Annotated in this window: 21 protein-coding genes; 17 read left to right on the plus strand and 4 right to left on the minus strand. The window is 43.6% G+C overall.

The window, feature by feature from the left end; all coding sequences use genetic code 11:
* Positions 1–221: 221 nt before the first annotated feature.
* The 4 genes from JN178_RS19050 to JN178_RS19065 all read left to right on the plus strand — a co-directional run bounded on the left by JN178_RS19050 (position 222) and on the right by JN178_RS19065 (position 4030).
* Positions 222–821 carry a sigma-70 family RNA polymerase sigma factor gene (locus JN178_RS19050; RefSeq protein WP_202262868.1) on the plus strand — a complete coding sequence of 200 codons (600 nt, stop codon included), beginning with the start codon at positions 222–224 and terminating at the stop codon, positions 819–821.
* A complete protein-coding gene (locus JN178_RS19055) occupies positions 814–1908 on the plus strand; it encodes a FecR family protein (RefSeq protein ID WP_202262869.1) in 1095 nt (364 codons plus the stop codon). The genes JN178_RS19050 and JN178_RS19055 overlap by 8 nt, the downstream gene beginning before the upstream one ends.
* Before the next feature lie 93 nt (positions 1909–2001).
* A complete protein-coding gene (locus JN178_RS19060; protein WP_202262870.1) occupies positions 2002–2727 on the plus strand; it encodes a hypothetical protein in 726 nt (241 codons plus the stop codon).
* Between the two features lie 184 nt (positions 2728–2911).
* Positions 2912–4030 carry a diguanylate cyclase domain-containing protein gene (locus JN178_RS19065; RefSeq protein ID WP_202262871.1) on the plus strand — a complete coding sequence of 373 codons (1119 nt, stop codon included), beginning with the start codon at positions 2912–2914 and terminating at the stop codon, positions 4028–4030.
* Between the two features lie 36 nt (positions 4031–4066).
* On the opposite strand, the gene ppiC is transcribed toward JN178_RS19065, so the two are convergent.
* On the minus strand, positions 4067–4348 hold the full coding sequence (gene ppiC / locus JN178_RS19070) for a peptidylprolyl isomerase PpiC (protein WP_159625658.1): 282 nt from the start codon (positions 4346–4348) through the stop codon (positions 4067–4069).
* Between the two features lie 235 nt (positions 4349–4583).
* Between ppiC and JN178_RS19075 the strand changes: the two genes are divergently transcribed.
* Genes JN178_RS19075 through JN178_RS19085 form a run of 3 tightly spaced genes read left to right on the plus strand, consistent with a single transcriptional unit; the run spans position 4584 to position 6703 of the window.
* Positions 4584–4958, plus strand: a complete 375-nt coding sequence (locus JN178_RS19075) for a PadR family transcriptional regulator (protein WP_202262872.1) — start codon at positions 4584–4586, stop codon at positions 4956–4958.
* Positions 4951–5532, plus strand: coding sequence for an HAAS signaling domain-containing protein (locus JN178_RS19080; protein WP_202262873.1), 582 nt, complete (start codon positions 4951–4953; stop codon positions 5530–5532). Before JN178_RS19075 ends, JN178_RS19080 begins: the two co-directional genes overlap by 8 nt.
* Positions 5525–6703, plus strand: coding sequence for a metallophosphoesterase (locus JN178_RS19085; protein ID WP_202262874.1), 1179 nt, complete (start codon positions 5525–5527; stop codon positions 6701–6703). The genes JN178_RS19080 and JN178_RS19085 overlap by 8 nt, the downstream gene beginning before the upstream one ends.
* A 60-nt stretch (positions 6704–6763) precedes the next feature.
* On the opposite strand, the gene JN178_RS19090 is transcribed toward JN178_RS19085, so the two are convergent.
* Positions 6764–8020, minus strand: coding sequence for a serine hydrolase domain-containing protein (locus JN178_RS19090; protein ID WP_202262875.1), 1257 nt, complete (start codon positions 8018–8020; stop codon positions 6764–6766).
* Positions 8021–8277: 257 nt separating this feature from the next.
* On the opposite strand from JN178_RS19090, the gene JN178_RS19095 reads away from it, so the two are divergent.
* The 10 genes from JN178_RS19095 (at position 8278) to JN178_RS19140 (ending at position 18752) form a co-directional block, all read left to right on the plus strand.
* Complete coding sequence (locus JN178_RS19095) at positions 8278–10479, plus strand: winged helix-turn-helix domain-containing protein (RefSeq protein ID WP_202262876.1); 2202 nt, start codon at positions 8278–8280, stop codon at positions 10477–10479.
* A gap of 133 nt (positions 10480–10612) precedes the next feature.
* Positions 10613–11515, plus strand: a complete 903-nt coding sequence (locus JN178_RS19100; RefSeq protein WP_202262877.1) for an alpha/beta hydrolase — start codon at positions 10613–10615, stop codon at positions 11513–11515.
* A 169-nt stretch (positions 11516–11684) separates the two neighbouring features.
* Entirely contained in the window at positions 11685–12965 is a 1281-nt protein-coding gene (locus JN178_RS19105; protein WP_202262878.1) for a site-specific integrase, read from the plus strand.
* Between the two features lie 1096 nt (positions 12966–14061).
* The gene (locus JN178_RS19110; protein WP_202262879.1) at positions 14062–14610 is read left to right on the plus strand and encodes a recombinase family protein; all 549 of its coding nucleotides are present in this window, start codon (positions 14062–14064) and stop codon (positions 14608–14610) included.
* A 186-nt stretch (positions 14611–14796) separates the two neighbouring features.
* Positions 14797–14991, plus strand: a complete 195-nt coding sequence (locus tag JN178_RS19115; RefSeq protein ID WP_202262880.1) for a hypothetical protein — start codon at positions 14797–14799, stop codon at positions 14989–14991.
* 949 nt (positions 14992–15940) lie between these two features.
* The gene (locus JN178_RS19120; RefSeq protein WP_155761640.1) at positions 15941–16111 is read left to right on the plus strand and encodes a hypothetical protein; all 171 of its coding nucleotides are present in this window, start codon (positions 15941–15943) and stop codon (positions 16109–16111) included.
* A gap of 21 nt (positions 16112–16132) precedes the next feature.
* A complete protein-coding gene (locus tag JN178_RS19125; protein WP_202262881.1) occupies positions 16133–16891 on the plus strand; it encodes a hypothetical protein in 759 nt (252 codons plus the stop codon).
* 16 nt (positions 16892–16907) lie between these two features.
* Positions 16908–17372, plus strand: a complete 465-nt coding sequence (locus tag JN178_RS19130) for an RNase H family protein (RefSeq protein WP_202262882.1) — start codon at positions 16908–16910, stop codon at positions 17370–17372.
* Between the two features lie 56 nt (positions 17373–17428).
* Positions 17429–17854, plus strand: a complete 426-nt coding sequence (locus tag JN178_RS19135; protein WP_202262883.1) for a hypothetical protein — start codon at positions 17429–17431, stop codon at positions 17852–17854.
* A 139-nt stretch (positions 17855–17993) separates the two neighbouring features.
* The gene (locus tag JN178_RS19140) at positions 17994–18752 is read left to right on the plus strand and encodes a hypothetical protein (protein WP_202262884.1); all 759 of its coding nucleotides are present in this window, start codon (positions 17994–17996) and stop codon (positions 18750–18752) included.
* Between the two features lie 158 nt (positions 18753–18910).
* Here JN178_RS19140 and groL read toward each other — a convergent pair whose 3' ends face one another.
* A complete protein-coding gene (gene groL / locus JN178_RS19145; RefSeq protein ID WP_202262885.1) occupies positions 18911–20551 on the minus strand; it encodes a chaperonin GroEL in 1641 nt (546 codons plus the stop codon).
* Positions 20552–20591: 40 nt separating this feature from the next.
* On the minus strand, positions 20592–20882 hold the full coding sequence (locus tag JN178_RS19150; protein ID WP_012520088.1) for a co-chaperone GroES: 291 nt from the start codon (positions 20880–20882) through the stop codon (positions 20592–20594).

Consider the following 20882-nt stretch of genomic DNA (forward strand, 5'->3'; position numbering starts at 1 on the left):
GTTCTCGAGTAGTAACTAAAGCCTGTTTATCTTTGTTCATTTTTTTGAATGCGAAACTACCAAATTCAACTGCTTTTTTGTTTTAAACTAGCGGCGCATTATATACAACCTATTAACAAATTTAATTTCTCATTGATGTTTTTCATTGCTAATTGAAAAAACATTGGGGGAAAATGACCGCGCACTCGTCTGTATAAGTAACAACGATAAAAAATAACAATATGCCCATAGAAACAGCCATACATAATGCCTATATGTCGGCCCGTGGTTCGATGGCTAAAATGCTATCGCGACTTGTGCCGCCAAAAGAAGTGGATGATATTCTCCAGGATACCTACGTGCGTTTATGTCAGGCGAAATCGACAGAGCATATTAAAGAGCCCAAATCATTTTTGTTTAAAACAGCAAAAAATTTGGCATACGACCATTTAAAACGCGCCGATACGCGTATGGTCGACGACAGTGTTGAAGTGGCACAAGCGCTTGAAAGCGCGATAAGTGGTATTGACGATGAAACATTCAACAACAATGCTACACAACAAGAATTTAAGCTATTTTGTGATGCAGTGCGCGCGCTCCCAAAACAATGTAGGCGCGCATTTGTATTAAAGAAAGTGTATGGCTACTCTCTTAAAGAGATTGCCCAAGAGTTAGAGATAAGCGAAAAGACCGTGGAAAAACATATTGCCGAAGGTATAAAACGATGCACCTTGTTTATGCGCCGGCAAGGTAGCGAAAGCAGTCCGCAATCACGGCCAAGCGCTTATATACGTAGTGGGCATTCAAACAGTGAGCGGGTAAAGAGAGACGCACATGACTAATTCACCAAACCAGTCGCCAGACAACGTAGTACCTTTAAAAAGCGACGAGCGCGTGCTGGATGAAGCAAGCATGTGGTTGGTTAAGCTAGAAAGTGGACTCGACGCTGAACAAACGAACGCACTTAAAGCGTGGTTGGCTATTCCTTTGCATCGCGACACCTTTTTAGAAATGGTGGCACTATGGGACAAAATGTCGGTACTTAATGAGTTGGCGGATATCGTACCTCACACTCCTGAGTCTAGCGATAAGACCGTAACGCACTTGACTAATTTGCGCTGGAAGCGTCCGATAGCTATTGCTGCGTCCTTGCTGCTAGTGGGGGTGTTGAGCTTTCAAGGCTTTCAGTTTTTCTCATCACAACCGCAAAATAACAATACTGCGCAAGTAGCGCGCTATTCATTACAAGCATCGACTAAACCCGGTGAACACAAAAGCATTAGTTTAGAAGATGGCAGTACACTGTGGCTCAACACCAATTCGCAGGTCAATATTGCGTTTACTGATACGTCTCGCACAATAGAACTTCTGCGCGGTGAACTTCATATAGAAGTAGCCAAAGACAAACAGCGACCGCTTAATGTGCTGGCGGCAGGGAAAGCGATTCAAGCCGTTGGTACCGCATTTAATGTGCAATATCATCGCGGCGACCTAGAGCTTGTTGTCACTGAGGGTGTCGTAGAGGTAGCCAGCTATACGTTAACGCAAACCGACGGCAATAGGCTTTTGGCCCCAGTGATCAAATCCACAAACAATGCAATGACCTTGGTTCAAGGTCAAAAGTCAGTGCTCTCTTTACCAAATAGCACTGTGGAGCCTATTTCACCACAAGATATTGCCAATGACTTAAGTTGGCGTGAAGGCAAAATTGTATTTCGCGGTGAAACCCTCATAAATGTTATTGAAGAGGTTAGTCGCTACACTGACAAGACCGTAGTGCTTGGCGATACCTCGTTAGCCAATCTACAAGTTGCAGGCCTATTTAACACCAACGATGTTGATGCACTAATTGCGACGTTGGCAGACAATTTACAAATTTCGACAGACTATACTGACGATACCATTGTGCTTCGCTCGCGCGTGCAGTAACACGCAAAAGCGAAGCATCTCTCGCCCTTTTAGAACTAAGCCCTTACAATAACGTTTCACCGAAATAGAAATGTTAGTAAAGGTCATATCGCTATGCCTCTTAGTACAACCCAACAAAATACCCAGCGCATAAGAACTGTATTAATGCTGTTAATAACAGTACTTGGCAGCGTAGCGACAACGCCAGTCTATGCCATTGTGGCAGGGCAGTATTATTATTTCATATCAGACAAATGCGTTGCCAAAGGCCCACAAACGCCTGAAGAACGTGGTGCAGCAACCCCTGACATCATGTTATTTGAAGTTGTCCCTGCTGGTATCAGTGACTATTACGTAAATATGAATACACAAGCATTAGTGCACTACACCGAAGAAGGACAAGCTCAACTAAATAGCTTGGAGTCTGAGCAAGCCTATACCGCGGGCAAAGACGGCAGCAGTGTACACCACGATTTTATGCTTCAGCGCGAAGCCATCACCCTTAAAAACCTCATTGAGACGCTCAACAGCTTTTCGCAGCTGCAGTCTGACAAAGGGTATTACTTTAAGAAAATAGTAGGACTTACCAATCCCAATACCACATTTAAGGCAGTAACTCGGGTTCGTTTAACCGATAACGGTATTGATAATAGAATGCTGCTTGCGAATTATTCCAGCAGCTATTACCCGCTAGATAGCGAAGGTACGGCTGCTACAACGCCCTTTATTACCGTTGATCACAACGAAGCATTACGCCGCGATATTCATGAAAAAGGCAGCCCTTACGCCATTTACACCAAGCACAGTGTATGTGGTGAAAAATGGATACCCGGAAACTAAAGCGTGCTGCCCCCACAACAATTTAATGTTTTTTACGAGCAACAGTTTCGACACATTAGCAGGAGACTTCTACACTTACCTTACGGTCATTAATAGGTAAGATGCTCTGAAAAAAAGTCACTTTGTACCCAAGCGCATCTACTCATTGCGCTTAACATTATTTGTATTGCTTAGTATTGCGCTTGTGGCACTTATTTTTACGGCCTCCAATACCGTGTACTTTTTCAATAAACAGTACACATTAAGCTCGCAGTTTCATTCGCTCAAATTGCTGGCTCAGGAAATTACCTATCACGATGAAGTGCTGTCTATGTCAGCACTGGCTGCCGCCTTAGATGACGATAACAAATGGCGTGACCGATACCTTAAGTACGAAGCCTCGCTAGATAAATCCCTTCAAAAGGCATCAGAGTTAGACCCTAGAATTGCACGCTTCTTTGAAGATACCGCACAGGCTAATAATCAATTGATTGCCCTTGAAAAACGCGCTTTTGAGTTAGCAGCCCAAAATCAACGCGCCCAAGCCGTACAACTATTGAAAAGTGATCAATATCAAGCTTATAAAATGGCATTTAGTGAAGGACTAACCAATGCCATAGATGAAGTACTTAAACGCACACAGTTCGACATAAATAAAAGCCAAGAGCAGCGTGGTTTCTATTTGATCCTTTCGATGGTTATCTCTTTTTTGTTTGTCCTTGTACTGTGGTATTTCCTTATTCGCTACGTGCGGCTTACTGAAAAGGCAATTGAAGGGGTTGCGAAAGAAGATGAACTCTCGGGGCTGTTAAATCGTCGCGAATTTAATCGGGTAATGAAATACGAGATTAATCGCGCTCATCGCGAGAAGAGTCTGTTAATGCTCATCATTTTAGATTTAGATGAGTTCAAACGATATAATGATAAATATGGGCATCCTGAAGGGGATGCCGTAATAGAACGAGTAGGAAAGCTATTAACTCGTCTCAGTAGAAGGGCAAATGAATACGCGTTTCGCACTGGCGGAGAAGAATTTGCGTTCGTGGCGACATGCGATAACCGCGAAAACGGACTCAAATTCTGCCAATCACTGTGTGAGCAAGTTGCCCAACTGAACATTGAGCATATCAGCAACCCGCCTCATAAAATAGTGACGGCTTCATGTGGAATTGCATTTGCAAAGCCAGAAGAAGCGCTATTAACGATAACTGAATTGTACTCTCATGCCGACAAAGCACTCTATCAGGCAAAACATGCAGGCAAGAATCAATATGCAGAGTATAACCACAGTACTGTCTCGCAATCAGAGCAACAATATTCTTAGCGCGTAACAACACGCATAAATAACGCAATGGCGCGCTTACTTGCTGCGATAAAGGGTTTTTATAAGGTGATAACCAAAACGCGTTTTCACAGGACCATGTACCTTAAGTACTTCTTTCTTAAACACCACATCGTCAAAAGCTTTCACCATCTGACCACGACGAAACTCTCCCAAATCGCCGCCGCGCTTGCCAGAAGGACAGGTAGAGTGGCGTTTTGCAAGCGTCGCAAAATCTTTTCCTTTCTTTAACTGCTCAAGAATAGACAAGGCTTCTTTTTCGGTTTTAACCAAGATGTGAACGGCAGATGCTGTGGCCATGTGTGTGCTCAGTAAGTGAATATAGCCGTTATTATAACGCAACCCGCTTATGCCGTTAAGATTTCAAGCCCTTTGACCTTAGCGAATACAGAGTGCGAGATAAGCACATGCCCAGCAAGTAACACTTGCTTACAACTCAATATGGCGCCTAACAATTAATCAGCTTGCTAGTTTTTTGTTCTATTGCTATAACCTTATACTATGTATTGCATAGTATAAGGTTATACATTTAAAAATGACGGAAACAAACGACGCCAATGCAAAATGGGATGCGCAGTTGCGAAAGGGCACGCTTGAACTTGCGGTACTCGGTGCCTTGCAGCACGAAGCCAAGTATGGCCTGGCACTTCTTAATTACTTTCGCACTTTCGACACAATGCAGATCACCGAAGGCACACTGTATCCATTGTTGGACAGATTGAAGCGAGAAGGTGTGCTAACCGCCTCATGGCAGCAAGAGGGCGAGCAACGCCCCAGAAAGTTCTATGCACTTACCGAATTAGGGCATCAAAAACTCAACGAACTCAGTGCGCGCTGGCAGCGTTCAGTTGAAGATTTACAGCAGCTTTTGGATGCACCATTAAAAAAGAAGGAATCTGACAATGAGTGAAAGAAAAAAGGTAAGACAGTATCTGGATAACCTCAATCGCTACTTGAGCCCATTAAGTGATTATGAAGCTCAGGAAGTGGTTAGAGAAATAGAATCTCATATTTACGATACCATTGATGATATTGAAATACGGGGAGAAATTGCTGACGTTGAGGTTATCTTAGACCGTCTGGGCGCCCCAAGAGAATTAGCACAGCAGTATGTTGGACACATTCAGCATGGTACACCACCGCCAACAGGCTTTGCCGCCATCCCGCTCGTTAAAAAGGGGCTTTCGCGCACAGTAAGCGTGAGCCTTATGTGTTTTGGGTATTTTTGTGGCATCGCGCTAATCGCTTTAGCATTTGCCAATTTACTCATTCCCAATGGCATTGGTGTTTGGAGTGAAGCTGATGGCAACTCAATCGTTATCGGCATGCTAGAAAACCCTATGCTCGCACAAGAAAACAACGAGGTAATACGCGGCTTTTGGCTATCACCTGTAGCGCTAATTGCTGGTTATCTTATCCTCATGATGACACACAAAGTGCTTCAGTTTATTCGCCAATTTTCATCTGAGGCCCATCATGATTAAATCCATAATGCGCTCGCTAGGTCACTTTCTATTGGTGTCGCTTGTTATTATATCGATTGGTGCTGTCGTTGGTTTTACTCAACACGCGTCTATTAGTTTAGGCGACGCTCCGCTTGCTTATAAGGTAGGTAACGAGGGCCCTTATGTTTTTTATGAAGAAGATAAGCTTGCCATAAGTTATATCAGAGGAACCCGTGATAGTGGCTTTAGCGTTGAAAAGAAGCACTACCCTGCGCATGAATCGGTTTCTGCCTCAGCGTATTTTGCATTAGATGACAGTACGTTTGACTTTACGATTTCGCCACTGAATTCCATAGAGCAAGCCGTATACGACACATCATCGCCCATTATTGCCATTAGCGATTTGGAAGGGAATTACAAGGCGTTGCGCGACTTCTTGATAGCCAATAATGTCATCACACCCGAACTAGAATGGTCTTTTAACGACGGTCATCTGGTGTTACTTGGCGATATGGTTGATAGAGGCTTTTCTACCACGCAACTGCTATGGTTTATCTACAAGTTGGAACAAGATGCCCTTAAAGCCGGCGGTAAAGTGCATGTTATCGTAGGCAATCACGAAATAAAAAATATGCAGGGTAACGTTAAGTCTGCGGCCAACAAATACATTCCCATTGCAGGCTTTCTAGAAAAGTCATCCTCCGAACTGCTTGGCGAAGATGCGTTTTTAGGTCGCTGGCTGGCTACCAAAAACACCATAGAACGTATTAATGGGCACCTGTTTGTTCACGGTGGCATTCACCCTGACATAGTAAAACACGACTTTTCCATTGATGAGATCAACACCATTAATCGACGCTACTATCAACGCATGTACTACCCTGGACTTGCAGATGAAAGAACGTCGGTTGTTATCTCTACCACCACAGGCCCAGCGTGGTATCGAGGTTACTTTAAAGACGAAGTAGATAAAGTGTTATTTGATCAGACGCTTACACACTTTGCGGCCAAGTCGATAACTGTTGGGCATACCCTGCAATTCAGCGTAAATAGTCACTATGACGACAAACTCTTCGCCATTGATGTAAAACACCCCAACGATTACCGCGCAAGCATACCGATTAAGCACTCAGAAGGTTTAATGATTCAGCAAGATTCCTTTTATCGCTTATTGGATGACGGCGAGAAAATCGCGCTAACCAAATCATAAAACCTCATTCGAATAGCAATTCCGATACGTGCCTTATCAAAAATAGGACGCGTCAGCGTCCTAGCCTCTGGCAACAAGTGGCAGTATGCGTTCAGCAACCAGTTGCTGCGTAATGTCATCGCGTTCATGTGCAGTAACCACAACAACCAAGTCAAAATCAGGTACTAACAGAATATACATTCCGCCACCACCTTGGGCAGAAAACGCATAGTGTTTTTTACCGTTATGCTCAATGTCAGTGCCCCACCAGAAAAACCCGTATCCTTGGTGCGAAACAAGCTCTCCGCCCCCATAAATATCATCATCCCCTGTGATAATTTGTCGTTGCGTGGCCTGGTCTAAGTATTCAGGTGAAATTAACTGCTGATTATTCCACTTACCGTTATTGCTCACTAACAAACCAAGCTTAAGCATATCCCTTGCGGTTACGCTTACCTTCCAACCAGATTCGGGTAAACCACTTGGTGCCGTGCGCCAATGGTAATTAGTGATACCTAGTTTGCCGAACAATTCTTTGTCGATAAACGTTTTGGCAGAACCTGGTACCACGGCTTCTATGACCTGCATTACAAATTGAGGACCAGTACCGTATTTAAACGTTTGGCTTTCATCAGTAATAGGGGCGCTATCTTCTAAAATAGCTTGGATATGACCCTGCCCCTGAATACGTGCTGTATCTTGCTCCATGGCCTCCCAGCCGTCTTCGCTTATCACAATGCCTGTGGTCATAGTAAGCGCATGCCGCAAGGTTATTTTCTCGGCCCCGTCCACTAGCTTACTGCGATCAACTTTGCCTAAAAAACTTAATACCGGTTTGTCTAAATCGTCCATGCTTAAATAGCCCATTTGTATGGCACGACCTAACGCCAGAGAGGTATAGCTTTTAGTTGCTGATGATTGCGGATGTGACAGGTCAACCCGTCCACGCTTAAAGTACGACTCAAACACTAACTTGCCGTTTTGAGCAATTAGCATACTGTCATATTTACCGTATTTACCTGTTGCGATTTCTTCAGCGAGTGTGACAATTTCCTTTGTATTAATACCGGCTTTAGCAAGGGTACTAATGGGTAAATTGTCATCTAACACCACGGGCGAAACCGCTATATAGGGTGAAGGCAACTCTGGAATATCCATAAATCGCTTTTCTATTTCAGGCATTCGCCAGTGCACTATTTGCGCTTCTTCTTTTGTAGCCATAGGCGGCATTAGTTGCTTATCTCCCGCAAAAGAGGGAGCTAAACTGCTAACACCCAACACACACATTAGTGCAAACATCCCGCGTGTTTTCGCTGTCATGGTTTTTTCCTTTTTCATGTATGCGCCTTCACAGCAGTGCAAAGGCGATGGGTAAAATGGCGCGGCACTTAACAAATTCACACCGTGTTGCAGCGCAGCGGATAGTAACATGGCAAAACGTGATTTTTGATACATGAAAAAGTGCTGATTTTTTGCTGATTTATGCGTGTTCAGTAAACATCTTATTCTTATCAACAGCTTATAGTGATACGGTATTGCCAGCGAAAACGCATTGCTAAGCACAATGCGATAATTATTGATTGGTTAGATTGCGTATGACGGAACGATATTGGATTGGTGGCTTTTTTGTTGATGTGCCCCGAAACCAAATTACTCACAATAAACAAGCCCAAACACTGCCACCCAAAGCGCTTGCCGTTTTAACCTATTTAGCCGAGCGCCAAGGTGAGGTGGTAAGCCAAGACGAGCTATTAACCAATGTGTGGAAGGGTACTGTGGTGTCACCCAACACGCTGCAACGATGTATCGCGCAATTAAGAAAAGCATTTGGCGATGATGGCAAAGCGCAGAGCTTTATAAAAACCCACGCTAAAAAAGGCTATAGCCTAGAATCGGATATTCGATGGGAAAACGCGCTACCCCCCAATAAGCCAACTCCGTCACCTGCAGTTCATGAAATATCGGATAAACAAGACCTATCATCAGCGACTAATTCCGATAGCAAAAAACCTGTTCGTTTGTTACCCGCCGCCTTAGCGTGTGTTGTCGCGGTGATAGTTGCTATTGTCGCATTCTTGCCTTCCTCTGATCCTAAGCATGTACTTCAAATAGATGACATCCGCTTGCTGACCTCAACCGACAACAGAGAACTGGCCAGCACTTACTCACCGGATGGGCAGTATATTGTATTTCAGCGGTTTCCTGAGGTGATGTGTCAGAGTCACTTATGGGCAAAGCATATTGAAACCCAACAAGAATTTCAGCTAACACAAGCGCTTGGCTCCTACGGCAGTTTAGCGTTTTCTCACGATGGAACTTCACTTACTTTCGTTAAAGAAAACAACTGTACTGAACCTGTACAGCAGAAGAAGTGCTTCCACCTGCAGTCTCTTGACTTTGCTAAGGCATTGTCTGACCCCCAAGCACCAACAACACTGATGGAGTGTAAAAATACGGAAATTAAAAGCCCTATTTGGTTAGATGGTGACACCATTGCATTACTGCAAAAAACGCAAGAACGGTGGCGACTTATTCGCTATGTAATAAGTGAAAACGCGAGCTCACCACTGTATGAGGTTACTAACGGTAGCGTTGTATCTTTCGATTTCGCGGCGCATGACAACACTATCGCGCTTACCACCGTGCACGAGAAAGGTATCCTCCATATTGAAAAACTGAGTGTTAACGGTGAATTGCTTTCAAGTTCGCCCATTGACTATCAAGGCATTATTCCGCCCTATAGTTATATCTACCCCAATGTCATGCCAGAGCAAGCCGACCTTATCTTCAGTACCGGAAAGCAGCTTTTTACCGTGGATTTTGATGGCACGATTAATCGCATTACTATGCCTTTGACAGACGCGATAGGCACACCAACTTTCCATCCTTTTGAAAAGAAAATGCTGGCCATCAAAGGCCATTACGACAGTGACATTGTAGCGGTCCCTATGGCGCAGTTTGCCACTGACAACACGGCACTTGAAACACAACCCGATAGGGGTGACGTGCAGACTACTGACATCAATTTTTACACGCTTATACGCTCGATTCAGGAGGAAAATAGAGCGAAGTATCAACCTAATGGTTCACTTATTGCCTACTCGTCAGAAGGTGACGGCACATCGCAAGTGTGGACAGCAGAAGTGCACACACAAAGTGCGAGCTTTCCTCACTCAGGCAAGCCCTTTAGCCATTTTCCCACGAATAGTTACGTGCGCGATGTGCTGTGGTCAAAAGATGGCAATAGTATGCTAATTAATGCGTCATCTGAATTAAAGCACAGGTATTTAAGCGGGTTCGAGCCGGGCACCGAAACTAGCATTGAACTTGATTACCCCGTGCGCAATTTGTTTCATTGGGATAGCGAGCAACAAACCATACTTGCGAATATTCTTCACCAAGGCGTGCTGACTTTTGTCAGTATCGACCTGACCACAGGTGCTTTCACTCCACTTTCAGACAACGCGGTAACGTGGGCGGTCAAAACAGAGAGTGACGCACTAGTTTTCACCGATGCAATGGGGCGATTTTGGCAAATGGGTAGCATTGAAAATACCCTTATTAGTGAATTGGAACACCAAGGCGGTGACAAACATTTTATTGCTAAGGGTAATACGTTGTATGGCATTAACGATGACTTTCAGTTGTGGCGATATACCCTTGAAAACGGTGCATTTGAGTTACTGGGGCAATTACCAGATACCGTCGATTACATTACCGACATTAATGACAATGCCATTTTACTCACTCTTAGAGTTGCGGCGAGAAAAGATGTGGTTGAATTAACTCTGCAGTAAGAACGCAAGGACATCACAAGTAAATCAGCAATAAATCAGCGACACATCAAGCTTCTTTCCTACGTGGGCGTACAGTAGAAGGCAAATTATTCAGGTCAATTACTGTACTTTCATTACGTTAAGGAAAAGCTTTATGCGTTTTATGTTTTTTACGTGGCTAGCGTTAATGCCCTTTTTTGCTATAGCAGAGTTCGCTGCCTCTGCCCCCTATGAAATGCCGAGAACTCATGCGCACCCAATCGAAAACAAAGCGACTGGCGGTCACTACACGTTATACATAAAACTACCCGATGCGTATCACACCAAAACAGAAGAAAGCGACCAAGCATTAACTGATGTAAAGCCGCTAAAGCACTACCCGGTTATTTATACCACTGACGCCGTATGGCATATGGACTTGCTGTCGGGTGTAACAGAGTTTCTTTTACCTGATGTAATTTTGGTGGGTATTTCTTGGCAACACAATATGCCAACCAACATTGATTATGGTGAAAGAAGAGCCTTTGCCAGCCGCTTCAAAGACTATTCATTTGTACCGCACGACAAACCCGATATACAAGCCAAGTACCAGTTCGGGCAAGGCGATAAGCACCTTCGCTTTATACAACAAGATATTATTCCCTACATAGAAGAGCACTACCGCACATTGCCAGATGAAAGAGCCTACTTAGGTTACTCGATGGGCGCTGAGTTTGGTGGGTTCATGCTACTTAGCGCACCCAATACCTTTAACTATTATCTATTGGGTAGCCCTTCACTCGATACCACAAGCCTTAGTTTTTTGAAGACGTTGAAATATGAAGCATCACCACAAAACCCAATTAACACAGATGTGTTTGTGTCGATTGGCGAATTAGAAACAACCAGAATGGCACTCACCAACGAATTTGTTGAGTTGCTCGAACATTACAAAGTGCAGGGAGTTAGTGTAGAACAACTAAGCGTAATTTCAGATAGCGATCACACCAGTGCGGTGCCCGATACATTTTCGCAAGGAATTAGGTGGTTAGGGGCAAAGTTAAGCGAGAAGCAGTAGATACAAAAAAGGCGCTAACTCTTCGAGTAGCGCCTTTCTTTTAAGCGTTAAGCTTGGGGGATGATTTACATCATGCCGAGAGAACTATCACGCAGACCTTATTCCTATTGACTTTCATATAGTTATGGAAACAATACTGTCTACATTGTTGGCTACATTACGCAATGATATGAGCAAGAAGACAGACACAAAGCACCTAAAGTTACGTGGAAATATCTGGTGGTATCAACGCAGAATCCCTAAGCACTTAATCAATCAATACCCTAATCAATCATTCATCCAAGTTAGTCTTGATACTGCTGACATACGGCAGGCTAGACGTAAGCGTGACATTATCAATGGAGAACTAGAGTCTAAAGCACTCCGTTGCTCTACAAACTCAGAAAGTGCTCAATTCAGAGAAATAGTTCGAGAAATGAGGCGTGACCAAAAGAACTACCCTGAAGAATGGGATTTGGGTATCTATCCAGAAAAGCTTGAATCACAAGGTCGAAAGGTAGAGCTAGAAGCCTACATGACGGTAACTGGCGCTAAAGACTTCAGCACCAAATACAAGCTTCGTATGTCTGAAGCACTGAAGATGTGGCAAGACGATTGGGGCAAAGGAAAAACCGAGGACACTATCCAGAAAGTTGAATCAGCCGTAAAGGACTTCAGTAAATATTGCTTTAAGACCTTCGATTGGATTGAACAAGGTGATATTGCTGTTGAAGACATATCGAAAAAAATGGTGTATCAGTACATTAAGCACCTTGAGAAGACCTACAAGAAAGCAACAGTACAAGCAAAGATAAGTAGACTCAAAGTGGTATGGGATTTCGCTGAGACTATGGAGGAAGTAACTGGTGTTAATCCGTTTTCTGGTCACAAGTACTCGTCAGCAGAAGAACACCAAACGGAGAAGCGTGAACCCTTTACGAAGGAAGAAGTAGCTAAGATACGAAGCCACTCATGGGAGAAGCCTGTTTACAGCTTGCTGGTTGACTTAGGTATTTACTCAGGCTGTCGCATCAGCGAACTATGCAACTTAAAGAAGAAGCATGTTGTTGTAGATGACGGAATCATTGCGATAAACATTGAGAAAGGCAAAACGAAAGCAGCAACGCGCACTGTACCTCTTCCTGATGCAATAGGTGAAAGACTGTTAGCCCATATCGAGAATAAGGAAGATGACGACTTTGTTATTGGCATTGGAAGTAAGGCAGCTACCCGAACGTTCTCAAACTTCAAGACAAAACATGTCACTAACAATAGACTCAAAACGTTCCATTCATTTAGACACATGTATATAACAGCGATGGAACGAGCAGGCATTGAGGAGAACATCACTGCTCAGATAGTTGGTCACGAGCGAGGCAAAACGATGTCCTATGGCTATTACTCGAAAGGTCATGAATTAAGGAAGCTTAAAGAGGCTGTCGATAAAGCCGGAGCCTTTTTCACTAATTGAACATCAATTGAGAGGCGAGACTTGGATTTTTCTGAATAAAATTCTCTTGACTTATTGAATGCACAATTACGGTAAATCGAGAAAACAGGACAGGGGTTGGACGCACATAAATTGCAACAAGAGTCAAAAACCTTTATTTAACTCAATGATTATTAAACAAAATAATAAATATTACTGTTTATAATTACAGCCTTAACATAATTTAGGTGCCATACTGGTCTTACCAGTCACTAATCGCTTTTAAAAGGTAAAACTATTTGCTATCTTCTATATTGCTAAAAATATACCTGCCGCTATTGCAATAGAATCAAAAGCACTTTAAAATGTGTTTAACAGTGGGCGAAAGCTTATTTGATTATTAACATTTTGAGGTGTGTCATGAACTAATCAAGACAACCGCTTAGAAAAGAATAGAGCACGCAAAGAGAAAAAGTATGTCCGTACTATCCCTCTTTGCGTTGACCGGTAATACATGAAAAGCGGCTGTGTTACAACCTCTCTTTATGATTCGGCAAGTCGAGCCGCAGAATTATACAGAGAAAACGGTCTTAGCGCAAATACTACCTTTTACATAAGGAAAGTCTTTATGCTTAAAGCTAAAGAAGTTCGTGTATGTGCATATACAAGACGTCGCGCTGGTCGCCTCGAATACGTATGTTCACACACTCGTAGCCTACCAAATCGTTAAGACTGGCGATTGAATCTTGCTCACTGTTATGAGGGTAGCTTGACGCTGCCCTTTTTCATTGCCTTCCACCAGAAAATTTTCACTACAAAAATCTGAGACGCCAATTCGACAATGATGAAGCCTCAACTCCCCCCATAGGGCGCCTCTACGCAACACAGGAACATCGTTGAGACAATCTTCAAGCTAGTCGCAACGTTCATCTTGACCAAACACGAAGACAACGCGCAGGCTCTGCTGGTGGCTCTTACGACCAATTTGCTGTACCAATCGGGTATATCCTAACTGTTACATTTGACTGGTACACTTTTTTATCACCTTTTGTGTGGTTTTAAGTTGACTTTTATTTTTTGTTACGATTAACATTTAAACGTCTTAGATTTAAAACCACACACTTGAAGGTATTCAGTAATGGAAATTGGTTATATTCGAGTGAGCACTGTTGAGCAGAATACAGCGAGACAGCTTGACGGCCTTGCATTGGATAAGGTGTACACAGACAAATGCTCTGGTAAAGATACAGACAGACCAGAATTGAAAGTTATGCTGGAGCATTTGCGAGAAGGTGACACTGTGCATGTACATGACATTTCAAGAATGGCTAGAAACGTTGGAAACTTGTTAGACCTTGTTGAATCTCTACGGAATCGTGGCGTTACCTTAAAGTTCCACAAAGAGAACATGACGTTCACACCAGATAAGAATGACCCTATGCAAGAGTTAATGCTTACGATGCTTGGCGGTATTTATCAGTTTGAGCGCTCAATGATACTTGAAAGACAACGTGAAGGTATCGCGATAGCTAAGGCTGAGGGTAAGTATAAGGGCAGACCAAAGAGCATTGACCGTGAGCGTGTAAAGCAGATGCTAGAAGATGGAATCAGTATAAGAAAGATAGCCGCTCAGTTGAGCATTTCTCCTTCTACGGTTCAGGCAGTCAAAAAGGAAATGTCTTCATAAACCAGAGTAATTAATCCAGCCAATTCGATCACTGAAAGTTATAGTTCATGTGGTTGAATGTTCCAGACTCAGAAGTGACTCATTCTCACAAGTGAGCATAAATAATTGATTTTAAAGAATTTGTTGACATGAGGAACAACTTTTTGTTTACTTACTCTCGATTCTTAACAAACACGGAGGACTATCATGTTGAATCAAACACAAGTAACAGAGCTTAACGATTCTATCGACAACCTTTTAGCTCTCGTGGACTACGACTCAGTGAAACTAGGTGACATCCTATCGTCTAACCTTGAGAGTCTTACTGACCTCAAACACCACCTTTCAGTATTGACGGAAGCAGTTGAACTGGCGAAACGTCAGACACCTACCTTGAATTAACCTTGTACTAACGGAGTCTCACTCTTGACTGTTTGAGGCTCTGTAAAGCCTTCTCCGATCGAGTTGTTTCACCCTATGCAATCGTATTAGTTACGCCTAGAAAAGCCCGTAGAGAGCCGCTGTCGATCTGTAGTGAGACTATGTGTCCGCACTTATCGCTTATCCGTTGGTTAGACCTAATGACCATATAATCCCTTCAGACTTATTAGCGTTGTCTAATATTCTCTCAAACCAGTAAAATCAAGGGGTACACGACTCCCTGACATATGAAAGAAAAGTTCTGCTGACTCCCTGACTTAAGAGAAAAGGAAGCGAGTCTAATCGGGATGACTCCCTGACTTAAGCAAGAGAAAATTCCAGAGGACATCGTGAAGACAAACACTCGGTCACTAACTTCACGGTGGTGAGCTACGGCTCAGGGGCAAGTGACCAGTCAATCAAACTCAAGACCAACACAAAGCTAACAGATACTGGTTTACAGATGATTGTTTCCACCCTTATCTACCTACGTAACGTGGGGGGTAAGGGGGGCAACTCTAAGTCATCAAATCTAAGACCAACACCAGTATCGTTTAGTTAGTCTTAAAGACAGTCCGTTACTGGATATATCAATGATTAATCCAATTAGTTAATGGACTAGAGGCAAGTCTTTAAGACACCCGTAGTCATCCCTTACTCATGTGTATTGATTCATGTGTGTATGGTCTAACTTGATTTGTTTACTCATATCCTTCTAAGCCTATGGACTTGTGCTCTACCTCCAGCACTTGTCCTAGGCATCCCCTTACTGTTTATCAAGCACATCAATCAGAAGGCTTTAGGTTGGCTCAATGTCACCTTTGAGAGCCTTCTTATTGATGAGTTTATTTTCGAAAAAGCCCATCAGTTAGTTACAGGCGTCCATCCGTAAGACCCTGTTTTGTAGCAAAAAGCCCATAAGGAGAACTAAATGAAAAACTTCAAGACACTGAACAACCCACAGATGCGTGTGAACCTTACGCCTCTCAACCTAATGCTAATTCAACGAGAGCAAACAGAGAGACAAGCTAAGCGCTCACGTAAAGTCGGTGCATCGACAATCATCAATGAATGTATCACCAAACAACTATCACACCACTAACAGCTAAGGAGAATAAAAGGTATGAGCAAACAAGCTGACATCATTAGAGAACTACAAGAACGTCAGAAAGAACTTCAAGACCGTGTTAACGCTACTGAGGCTATCTGCCAAGACTTACTGATTCACTTATATAACAGCGAAGCACAAGGTCGCATTAAGTTCGATGACTACCGTATTAAGTACACACAAGAAGCTATTGAACGTCGAGAAGCTGAAGCCAAGGCGAAACAACTTCGAGACAACTTCAACACCGCTAAGGCTGACTTTAGAGATATGGCTGAGGCTAACTTCTGGACTCTTGTGTTCCTGAACGACAAGGAACGTCAAGAGAAACTAGATGACATCTGGAGCACTATCACGAGTGAGTTAGTGTTGCCTGAAGACGCTAAACGTCCTCAACACATTGTGCCTGAACTGACTGTAGACCAGCTTATTAATCGTCGTGCTGAGTTACTTGATTCAATCAACAAAGCTAACGCTACTCAGTACAACGACACCATTGAGCACTGCAACCAGTCTAAAGCTGATTTCGCTTTAAGCATGGAGCGTGAGCGAGACAAGCAGATTGCTGAGATAAATCGCAAGGATGGACTAAATGAGTCTGAACGACAACGGCAAGTTAGTGAGACACAAGCTTACTTTGACCGTGAGATTCAGAAGCACTTGCTCGAAATGAACAGAAAAATCAGTTCAGCAGAGGTTGGCCTTAAACGTCTTGACGACCACAAAGCAGAACTAGCGAAGGTTCAACAAGCCTTAGCTAAACAATTAACCCATTAATCGGAGGAATTAGGATATGAGTACACTAACACCACGACTTATCTTTACTGACGGTGCAGCGCCTAACAACCAGAACGGATGTAAACACGGTGGCTTAGGCGTTGTCGTGTTGAATGACCAAGAGGAAGTCTTGGAGACCTACAAGGCACGAGTTGAGCCAGTAGAAGGCAAAGAGACAACCACTAATGTTCGTTGTGAAATGCTAGCAGTCATCAAGGCTCTTGAACTGGCAGAGTCTGAGGACATTATCCACACAGACAACGACATGATTGCTAAGGGCTACAACGAGTGGCTTAAAGGGTGGAAGCTGAAAGGCTGGAAGAATGCCAATAAGAAGCCTGTAGCCAATCAAGACTTATGGCAACGTATCGACAAGCTGAAGCAAGAGAAGCCTAAAGTTGTCGTTAAGTGGGTTCGAGGTCATAGCGGTATCTACGGCAATGAACTTGCGGATAACTTAGCGACTGAAGCTGCTGCTTAACACTTTTCTTAACCACTCCCTGACTTACGCACAAACATTTATTGGAGGTATTTCTTATGATTAACACAACTATCAATCCAGCAATTGCAAACAGTGACTCAGTAAAAACCATTGTAGATGCCTGTAACGCAGCAAAGGATAAGGTGTCTATTGAAGATTTAGTAGTCTATGGCGAGGCCTTTCCTCATTCGATTACCACGTATCTTCAAGATAAGCACGGTATGGATAAATACGACGTAATCAATTTGGCTGTAAACTTCTTTGATGAAATATTATGGGTGATTGAGGAACGAGTAGAGCAAGTGTTGGGCTATTCGTACTCAACGGCTCATGAGTTCACCGATTGGTTAACCGGAGCACAAGGTGATTATCTTGATGATGAACCCGTAAAGCATAGTGCTCTAATAGGCGCATTTACCGGAAACACCGATGCCATAGATGCAGCATTCCTATTTTATTACAGCGCTAAGAAAGCAGCGTAAACCGATCTAAACGATCTTCTGAGAAGACTTTAAGCCTATCCCTAGGCAATCCCATTACCCACATCTAACTCGATCTTATATCGCCTCTCAGGAGGTCGTTTCCTTTATCCATTAACACACGTATTGGAGGTACTAACTCATGAATACTACTAACAATGAAGCAATAGACTTCCCTGACTATTCAACAGGAGAAGTCTGTGAGACCACTCAGCAACAACTTAACGAACTGTTAGAGCAAGAAGAACACCAAGAGCAAGCTACAGACGACTTAGCGATAACAGACATTAGGACAGTTGAGGGTCGTCCAGTCCAACTAAAAGACATCCAGCCTCACACTGTGGTTACTGTCAACGGTATCTCAGGACAAGTAGACCACTTGATTGAAGCTGGAATACTTAGCAAGTCAATCTACGCTGGAAACTACGACGACTACCTCGACGATGCTGAAGACTTCTTTGAGGTATCTGAAGAACCCGAAGATACACAAGGAACGCTTGAGCACATAAACACTGAAGCATTAAGCACTGCTAATCAGATTGAAGATGTCATTGGTTCAGCTAATACCATTGATGCGTTGACTGCTGTACTAGCTGGTGAAGACTTATCTGAGGAAGTGCTAGTTGGCCTTAGCGAATCTTACGGTGTATCGCCTGAACGAGCAGAGCGAGAGATACACAAAGCAACGGAGCAACTTTACAACGACTTTGCTGACTATGCAGAGAGTGAACTAGGCATTAGTGACGCTGACCACTTCTCTAATTGGGTAGCTTATGCAGTTAACCAAGACCTGAAGACTAAGCAGTTGTATCAGCAAGCTGTAACAGGTGCGCTTAGTGGTGACTTCACGTTGTCTCAAGACTTGGTTCAGCAGTACAAACAGTACTATCGGATGTTCTGACCTTTACCACTGACCAAAAAAAAGGCGCTGAGTCTAAACCCAACGCCTTTCTTAAAGCTTCTTTTCGTCCTACATCACTGTCTACATTTGCGTATACTTAACTGTATACATTAAACGTAAACCATTGATTTTAAAGGACTACAAGAGGCAGCAATTGATTACATCATGCCGCCCATTCCGCCCATGCCGCCCATGTCAGGCATTGCAGGCGCAGCTTCGTCTTTAGGTAGCTCAGCTACCATTGCTTCAGTCGTGATCATTAGTGAAGCAATTGAAGATGCGAACTGAAGTGCAGAGCGCGTTACTTTAGTTGGGTCAAGAATACCCATCTCTAGCATGTCGCCGTAAGTGTCGTTACCTGCGTTGTAACCGTAGTTACCTTCGCCGCCTTTAACTGCGTTGATAACAACAGACGCTTCAGCACCTGCGTTAGACGCGATTTGACGTAGAGGCGCTTCCATTGCACGTAGTGCAAGCTTAATACCTACTGTTTGGTCGTCGTTGTCGCCAGTTAGGTCAGCAAGTTTAGCTGCTGCGCGAACTAGTGCTACACCACCACCAGGTACTACACCTTCTTCAACCGCTGCACGCGTTGCGTGTAGTGCATCTTCTACGCGGTCTTTCTTCTCTTTCATTTCAACTTCAGTTGCTGCACCAACTTTAATTACTGCAACACCGCCAGAAAGCTTAGCTAGACGCTCTTGAAGCTTCTCTTTGTCGTAGTCAGACGTAGACTCTTCAATTTGACCTTTGATTTGAGCACAACGGCCTTCAATCGCTTCTTGGTCGCCGTTACCGTCAACAACAGTTGTGTTGTCTTTGTTGATAACTACGCGCTTAGCAGTACCTAGGTCTTCAAGCTGCACTTTTTCAAGGTCTAGACCAATCTCTTCAGAGATAACTGTACCGCCAGTTAGGATAGCGATGTCTTGAAGCATTGCTTTACGACGGTCACCAAAACCTGGGGCTTTAACCGCTGCAACTTTAACAATACCGCGCATGTTGTTAACTACTAGTGTAGCAAGCGCTTCGCCTTCAACATCTTCAGCGATGATCATAAGCGGCTTACCTGCTTTCGCTACGCCTTCAAGGGTAGGAAGTAGTTCGCGGATGTTAGAAATCTTCTTGTCAACCAATAGGATGAACGGGTTGTCTAATTCAACAGTGCCGTTTTCTTGGTTGTTGATGAAGTATGGAGATAGGTAACCACGGTCGAACTGCATACCTTCAACAACGTCTAGTTCGTTTTGAAGTGCCTGACCTTCTTCTACAGTGATAACACCTTCTTTACCTACTTTTTCCATTGCTTGAGCAATGATGTCGCCAACTTCTGAATCAGAGTTTGCAGAGATAGTACCTACTTGAGCGATAGACTTGCTGTCTGCACAGTCAGTAGAAAGCGACTTAAGACCTTCAACTGCCGCCGCAACTGCTTTGTCGATACCGCGCTTAAGATCCATTGGGTTCATGCCCGCTGCAACGCTCTTAAGGCCTTCAGTTACGATAGCTTGCGCTAGAACAGTTGCAGTAGTTGTACCGTCACCTGCTTCGTCGTTCGCTTTAGACGCAACTTCTTTTACCATTTGCGCGCCCATGTTCTCGAACTTGTCTTCAAGCTCGATTTCTTTCGCTACAGACACACCATCTTTAGTGATAGTCGGTGCACCGAAAGACTTGTCTAGTACAACGTTACGGCCTTTTGGACCTAGTGTTACTTTAACTGCGTTAGCTAGTGTGTTTACGCCTTTTAGCATTTTGCTGCGAGCGTCATCACCAAAACGTACTTCTTTAGCTGCCATGATTAAATTCCTCTAAAATTCGTTTTAACGTTAGTTGTAATTACTCAACAATCGCTAGAATGTCGCTTTCGCTTAGGATAAGTACTTCTTCACCATCCAGCTTTTCTGTTTTAACGCCGTAACCGTCGTTGAAAATAACGGTGTCGCCTACTTTAACGTCTAGCGCTTTAACTTCGCCGTTCTCAAGAATGCGACCGTTACCTACTGCGATTACTTCGCCGCGTGTAGATTTTTCTGCTGCAGAACCAGTCAGAACGATACCGCCTGCAGATTTGCTTTCTTGCTCTGCGCGCTTAAGGATTACGCGGTCGTGTAAAGGACGAATTGCCAT

The sequence above is a fragment of the Alteromonas sp. KC3 genome, from assembly GCF_016756315.1.
Classification (GTDB): Bacteria; Pseudomonadota; Gammaproteobacteria; order Enterobacterales; family Alteromonadaceae; genus Alteromonas.